The organism is Chitinophaga sp. (assembly GCF_036569125.1).
GTDB lineage: Bacteria > Bacteroidota > Bacteroidia > Chitinophagales > Chitinophagaceae > Chitinophaga.
Map to the genome: position 1 here is coordinate 1 of NZ_DATCRF010000751.1, position 7,569 is coordinate 7,569.

Genomic DNA, 7,569 nt, shown 5'->3' on the forward strand with positions numbered 1-7,569 from the left:
TAACCACTCTTCCCCGCCGGTACTCAGCAGGCTTAAAATATGTACTGATATTGCAAACTTACTTTTAACCATTCTGTAATTAATGAAATTACAGTACAAAGATAGGGATTAATGAGAGGATGTGCAAATATGCAAATGTGCAGATGGCCATCATTAGCACACCTGCACATTTGCATATTTGCACATCAGCACATTATTTTTTCACGATCAGCGTAGCGGCTTTTTCAGTCTTCACCACCTGTTCAACAGGCTGCGTTTTCTTTTTGGCTACGGTATCTGCATTATTGCCGTGGATCTGTGCCAGGGTAGGCGCAATCACCAGGGATACAATAGACATCAGCTTAATGAGGATATTCATAGACGGGCCGGAAGTATCTTTAAAAGGATCGCCCACGGTATCACCGGTTACAGAGGCTTTGTGCGGCTCTGATTTTTTGTAGTAAGTTTCACCGTTTATTTCCACGCCTTTTTCAAAAGACTTCTTGGCATTATCCCAGGCGCCGCCGGCATTGTTCTGGAACATACCCATTAATACACCGCTTACAGTAGCACCGGCCAGGAAACCACCCAGCACCTCAGGGCCAAAAATAAACCCTATTATCAGCGGCATGATCAATGCAATAGCGCCTGGCAGCAGCATTTCGCGGATAGAGGCCTGCGTTGAAATGGCCACGCATTTTTCATACTCCGGCTGGCCTTTGCCTTCCATAATGCCCGGGATTTCGCGGAACTGGCGGCGTACTTCCTGCACCATCGCCATGGCTGCACGGCCTACGGCTGCAATTGCCAGGGAAGAGAAGATGAAGGGGATCATACCACCTACGAACAGGCCGGCCAGCACATTGGCCTTATAAATATCAATGCTGCTGATCTTAGCAATACCCACAAAAGCGGCAAACAGCGCCAGGGCGGTAAGCGCAGCAGATGCAATGGCAAAACCTTTACCGGTAGCAGCGGTAGTGTTACCTACTGCATCCAGGATATCTGTTTTTTCACGTACCTCTTTAGGCAGCTCGCTCATTTCAGCAATACCACCGGCATTATCGGCAATAGGGCCAAAAGCGTCAATGGCCAGCTGCATAGCTGTAGTGGCCATCATACCCGCGGCTGCAATGGCTACGCCATACAGGCCTGCAAATGCGTAAGAGCCGTAAATGCCGCCTGCCAGCACCAGAATGGGCAGGGTTGTGGATTCCATACCTACCGATAAACCGCCAATGATATTGGTAGCATGGCCGGTGGCCGACTGTTGAATGATGGAACGCACCGGGCGTTTACCCATGGCCGTATAATATTCCGTAATAATACTCATGAGGGTACCTACTATCAAACCTACTGCTACAGCGCCAAATACGCCGCCTTTGGTAAATTCATGGCCACGCAGCAGCATGCTTTCCGGCAGCAGCCATTGTACCAGGAAATATACTACCACGGCGGTGAGTATAATGGAGCCCCAGTTACCCATGTTCAGCGCTTTTTGCACCGCGCCGGTATTTAAGCCTGCGTTTTCGCTGATCTTTACAAAGAAGGTACCGATGATGGAGAAGATGATACCCATACCTGCAATGAGCATAGGCAGCAGGATGGGAGCAATACCGCCAAAGTTATCTACAGACTGTGTTTCAGCGCCCAGCACCATGGTGGCCAGCACCGTGGCTACATAAGAGCCAAACAGGTCGGCGCCCATACCGGCAACATCGCCTACGTTATCACCTACGTTATCTGCAATGGTAGCAGGGTTACGCGGATCATCCTCGGGGATGCCGGCTTCCACCTTACCTACCAGGTCAGCGCCTACGTCGGCTGCTTTGGTATAGATACCACCGCCTACACGGGCAAACAGCGCAATGCTTTCTGCACCCAGTGAAAAGCCGGTGAGCACTTCAATTGTTTTGATCATTTCCGGCGTGTTGGCAGCTGCGCCGAAATAAGTTTTGAGTATGATGAACAGGCTGCCCAGGCCCAGTACGGCCAAACCAGCTACGCCCATACCCATTACAGAGCCGCCGGTAAAGGATACCTGCAGGGCTTTGGCCAGGCTGGTACGTGCGGCCTGCGCGGTACGCACATTTGCCTTAGTGGCAATGCGCATGCCTATGAAGCCGGCCGTAGCAGAGAACACGGCCCCCATGATAAATGCCAGTGCAATGGTCCAGTCGGAATTTTCATGCGAAGCTCCCATATAACCCAGCAACAAGGCTGCGATTATTACGAAGTAGGTAAGAACTTTGTATTCGGCTTTCAGGAATGCCATAGCGCCTTCAGCGATATGTTTGGCTATTTCGGTCATTCTTTCGTTTCCGGCGTCCTGGCGTACAACCCAGGCGCTTCTGACAGCAGTGAACAGTAATGCAATTAATCCAAAACATGGAACAAGGTACACGATACTCATATAAGCGATTTTAAAATATACAAGGTTGACAAAAATAATGTTTCCAAACTACTTTTGCTAATGAGAATTTAATGTGCCGGCATTTGCCTGAAAGCCGTACCAGTAGCGGGAAGCATGGAATAGCGTGCTGTTTTTCACCCTCACAGCTGGAGGAAGGCGGGTCCCAAACAATCTATAATGCTCTCGGCGGTCATGGCCTCCTGCGACATACGGGCGGCTGCAATATCGCCGGCCAGCCCATGCAGGTAAGTGCCCAGCAATATAGCGGCTTTAGGCGCATAACCCTGCGCCAGCAGGGAAGTAAGGATGCCGGTCAGCACATCGCCGCTACCGCCGGTAGCCATACCGGGGTTGCCGGTGGAGTTAAAGTACACGGAGCCATCCGGGCAGGCCATAGCCGTAAACCGTCCCTTCAGCAATATATACAGCTGCAGGCTCACTGCCTGGCGGGACAACAGCTCCAGCCGCGCAAAATCATTATCACTGCTGCCGAATATACGCTCAAACTCTTTGGGGTGGGGTGTTAGCAGGGAGCCATGCGGTATGCGGGGTAACAGGAACGGGTATTCGCTGATAATATTCAGCGCATCCGCATCCAGCACCATTGGCTGCCGGTACTGCTCCAGCAGCTGTTCCAGGGCTTTGGCCGTACCCGTGGCGGTGCCCAGCCCCGGGCCTATACCAATGGTCTTATATTGTTGCAAACCGCGTGTTTGCGGTGCGCTTTCATGAAAGTGGCTGCTGTAGGTTTCCTGTATATCGGTTACGCACATAGCGGAAGGTGCGCTGATCTGGATGATCTGGTACCCGCATTGCGGCACATGGCAGGTAAGCAGCCCCACACCGGCATGCAGGCAGGCTTTGGCGCTTAGCACCGCGGCGCCCATTTTACCATAGCTGCCTGCTACCAGCAGCGCATGCCCGTAAGTGCCTTTGTGGGCAAAGGGCTGGCGGGGCTGGTAAATGGTACGCATCATATGCGCATCTGTTACATGAAAGCGGGTAGGCGTTTGCGTAAGATAATCAGGGTGCAGGCCTATGGGTAATATATGCACCTGGCCGGTACGCGCTGCATTTTCAGGCAGCAGAAAGGCCAGCTTGTATACTTCAAAACTAAGGGTAATGCTGGCGTGCACTACGGGCATATGCGCGCTGGAAGCATCGGCCAGCATACCGGAAGGCAGGTCAATGGCCACCAGGGTATGCCGCGTTTGCAGATCATTCAGCTGGTGAATAAGGCCGGCCATCCAGCCCTCTATGGCGCTTCGCAGGCCGGTGCCCAAAATAGCGTCTACAATAATGCTTTTGGGCGGCAAGGTAGGCAGGTCGGCTACGGCGGCCACATCGTATATGCTTTGGGGATATTGCTGCTCCAGCAGCTGCCGGTTAGCCATATGATCTGCAGATGCCTTATTACTGTGGTGAATAATGCAGGCAGTAGCTTTATACCCGTTGTTCAACAGCATGCGGGTGATGGCCAGTCCATCGCCCCCGTTATTGCCCATCCCGCAAAATATGTAAAAGGGCCTGCGGGCATCAAAGTGGCGGAACAGCCATTGCGCGCAGGCTGTGGCTGCCCTTTCCATTAGCTGCAGACTGCTAACAGGCTCGTGCTGTATGGTATAAGCATCTGCTTCCCGTATTTGTGTAGCCGTAAAAATTTTCATACACGTAGTGTATAAAAATACGGGAAAGTTTTGATCAAAAAGAAAAGCCCCGGCGTTAAACCAGGGCTTTTCAACCAATTCATATTTATAGTGTGGCCACTATTAGAAAGTATACCGTGCAGATGCGCCGCCTATTTCTTCGCCCATGAAGTGGGTACCACCGGAGAAGTTAAAGAACGGTTTCAGATCAGCACTTACGCTCAGCGGGATCTTTTTGAAAGTGTATTCCACGCCAAAAATGCCGTCCAGGCCAGCGGTAACATACGTACCATCGCCATTGCGGAACCAGCGGTCGCGGTCATAGTCAAAACGGTCATAAATACCTACGTGTGCACCGCCACCGGCGTACATCAGGAATTCGGGCTTACCGAACACATTCCAGTGATATTCATACAAACCTGTAAAAGTAACGTTGCCGCCTTTGTCGAAGTTGGTGAAAGCCAATCCTTCAATGGCGTGAGGGCCGGAGATGAAATGTTTGATGGTAAAACCTACGATCCAGGGGTTCATCCGGATACCGATGGCTGTTCCATAATTAGCAGGTGCTTCGGCGCCTCTTCTCAACTTTTGTGCATTTGCCTGTACTGCCAGCAGGGCAACCAGGCCAAGGATTAATGCCGCTCTTTTCATTTTGATACTATTGTTTGGTTTTATAGTTGTAAAGATCAAATGGTTATTTCCTGTTTAAAAGATACCTGGCAGATACTGCAAAGGAGGCCAGGTCAGAAGGTGTGCTGAAATGTACAGCCGGTTTCCAGTCAAGGCTAAGGTTCAGCGGAATAGCCGCAAAGTTATAATCCAATCCCAATATCCCATCCACCCCTGCTATAAATTTCGTATTACCCTCATATTTCCGTACGCCCATATGCGCCCCGCCGCCTACATACCAGGCAAAGCCCTGTACAGTAAGCGCCGACAGATCGAAATGGCGTTCATATAAACCTGTAACGGTAAATGTTTCATTGTAAATGCCGGCAATGCCTTCCACGGCATCGGCATCGGTAAAGAAATAGCGTGCGGTAGCGCCCAGCGGTAAACCTAAGCGGATACCTACCTGGGGGCCTTTTGATGCTGTTGTTTGTGCTTTGAGATCGTACATACATCCAGTTAAAATCAGGGTAAATAATATAAACCGCTGGTAAACCTGCAGCTGATACCATTTTTTGTCCCCTGAACCATGTGTTGTTATGCCCGCTTTCATGTTGGTATGAGGATTCAACAATAACAATGCCAAGATAGCTTATAAATAACGAAGGAAGCGCCTGCTTATTATACTTTATTAGGTTTCAATAGCTTCAGGTAAATAAATCCAATAAGGCCAGCCAGCAGGGAAGCCACCATAACCGACATAATAGAAATGATCTGCAGCTCCGCCTCTTTATACGCCAGTGTTGAAATAAAAATAGACATCGTAAACCCGATGCCCGCTATCATACCGGCGCCCAGCAGCTGTGCCCAGGTAGTTTTATGCGGCAGGGCCGCCCATTTTAACCGGGCCGCTATAAAAGAAAATAAGAAAATACCCAGCGGCTTGCCCAGCACCAGCCCGGCCAGTATACCATAACTAACCGGCGATGTGAAAGCCTGCATCAGATCCTGCGGAAAAGCAATAGCCGTATTAGCCAGCGCAAAAATGGGCATCACTATAAAGTTAACCGGATCGTGCAGGTGATGAATAAGGCCGGCTATTTTGGTAAGCGGTATGCAAAAGGCTACCAGCACCCCCGCAATGGTGGCGTGAATGCCGGAATTGTAAATACAGTACCATAATACCAGGCCGGGTACCAGGTAAAAGATCAGCCGCTGTACTTTCAGCAGGTTCAGGACAATAAGCAAAACCATTACCCCAGCCCCGCATAACAACCAGGTGAGCTGCAAGGTAGCTGTATAAAAAACAGCAATGGCCAGTATGGCGCCCAGGTCGTCAATAATAGCCAGGGCCATTAAGAATATTTTCAGCGTGATAGGTATGCGCTTTCCCAGCAGGGATAGGATGCCTAATGAGAATGCAATATCCGTGGCCATGGGAATGCCCCAGCCATGCGCATGGGCAGTGCCTCCGTTAAAAGCCAGGAAGATCAATGCCGGGCATATCATGCCACCCAGGGCTGCCAGCGCCGGTAACAGGGATTTTTGAATGGAGGATAGCTCGCCTACCGTAAGCTCCCGTTTTATTTCCATACCTACCAGGAAAAAGAACAGCACCATTAATCCATCATTGATCCAGTGCAGCAGGGAGTGGGGGAGATGCCAGCCATCGGGCATGTGTACGGCTGTTTCCCAGAAATTAATATAGGTGGCCTGGTAAGGAGAGTTAGCAGTTATCAATGAAACTATTGTGCATACCATTAACACAATGCCCACTGCACGGCTATCCTGCAGAAATTCGTACAGGGGTGAGAGTAGTTTTTTCCTGAACTTTTTTAATTTATGTCCTACAGAAGTTGCCATTCACAAGTCGGTTTAGTTTACAAATCAGCCTGTGGCGGCTATTTACCCATTAGCTCATACTTGCTTTTAGGTTTGCGCTTAACATCCCAGCGGAAATTTTCCAGCAGCATCTCATCTTTAGGCCGTTGTGTAAAAGGGTACATGGTGCCTTCCGGGTCTTTGATGAACACAACCTTATTGAGCTCACCGGCAGTGAAGTGAATATTAATAATAGCGCTGAGTGATTTATTTACGCTTATAAAGCCGCCATCATCATCCTTCACATAATAAATGCTTTCCGCATTACCATCCACATGCATCCAGTCCAGCGCATCACCTGCAAAGTAGCCGGTAATAATATTGCCTTTGATCTGGTTATACAACGGCTTGTTAAGCTCCGCTTCATTTACTATCAATGCATTAGGCTGCATTACCAGCTTGTCGGCCTTCTGGTTTTTAGTATACAGGTAAATGGTATCGCCTGTAAGCTGGGTATTATTGGCCCATAAGATGGGATCGCGGTAAAAACGGAAAATAGAATCGCGGGAGGAGTAGTATACACTATCTGCCACGCCCTGCAGGGAATCGGAATAAATGCGTACATGGTGGTAAGCCAGTATGTAGCGCTTTTCCGTTGTATCCGGTTTCACCGTATCCTTCGGGGGCGCCAATGCCAGTGAATCGGGGCCTTTGAGGCCATGGGTAACCAGCGCGGTATCCTTTTTGAGTAAAGGCTTGCCAGTGATAAGGGTATCCTTATTTTTTTTGAGCGTAAGTTTTAAGGCAGTATCCACCCGCTGCGGTGCGGCGGTCAGTGAATCTGCGATGGCCCGTCGTGCTGAATCCATCTGTGCAAACTCCTGCAGGGAATCCGGCGGCGGTAATTGTTTGGGCGCCTTTATTTTCCTGGGAGCGGCGGTATCCTCGGCCAGGCTATCTACCCCCGGGCGTTTAACCGGCGCCGTTATAATGCTGTCGCCCCTCATTATCCCTGAAAAAAGCGTATCGGCTACCATGTACAGGGTATCCTTATCACGTTCCAGGATCAGCAGGGGGTGCTGGGTGGCCAGCACGGTTTTA

General features: G+C 50.1%; 5 protein-coding genes and 1 pseudogene. All 6 read right to left on the reverse strand.

The window, feature by feature from the left end; translation table 11 throughout:
• Positions 1–193 precede the first annotated feature (193 nt).
• A complete protein-coding gene (locus tag VIM87_RS27750) occupies positions 194–2,392 on the reverse strand; it encodes a sodium-translocating pyrophosphatase (RefSeq protein WP_332000134.1) in 2,199 nt (732 codons plus the stop codon).
• Positions 2,393–2,532: 140 nt separating this feature from the next.
• Positions 2,533–4,059: an NAD(P)H-hydrate dehydratase gene (locus VIM87_RS27755; protein WP_332000135.1), complete on the reverse strand. Its 1,527-nt coding sequence runs from the start codon at positions 4,057–4,059 to the stop codon at positions 2,533–2,535.
• A 102-nt stretch (positions 4,060–4,161) separates the two neighbouring features.
• Complete coding sequence (locus VIM87_RS27760) at positions 4,162–4,689, reverse strand: hypothetical protein (RefSeq protein WP_332000136.1); 528 nt, start codon at positions 4,687–4,689, stop codon at positions 4,162–4,164.
• Between the two features lie 43 nt (positions 4,690–4,732).
• Entirely contained in the window at positions 4,733–5,158 is a 426-nt protein-coding gene (locus VIM87_RS27765) for a hypothetical protein (RefSeq protein ID WP_332000137.1), read from the reverse strand.
• Positions 5,159–5,328: 170 nt separating this feature from the next.
• Positions 5,329–6,510: a Na+/H+ antiporter NhaA gene (nhaA, locus tag VIM87_RS27770; protein ID WP_332000138.1), complete on the reverse strand. Its 1,182-nt coding sequence runs from the start codon at positions 6,508–6,510 to the stop codon at positions 5,329–5,331.
• Positions 6,511–6,548: 38 nt separating this feature from the next.
• Positions 6,549–7,569, reverse strand: a pseudogene (locus VIM87_RS27775) (hypothetical protein); the annotation flags it as partial.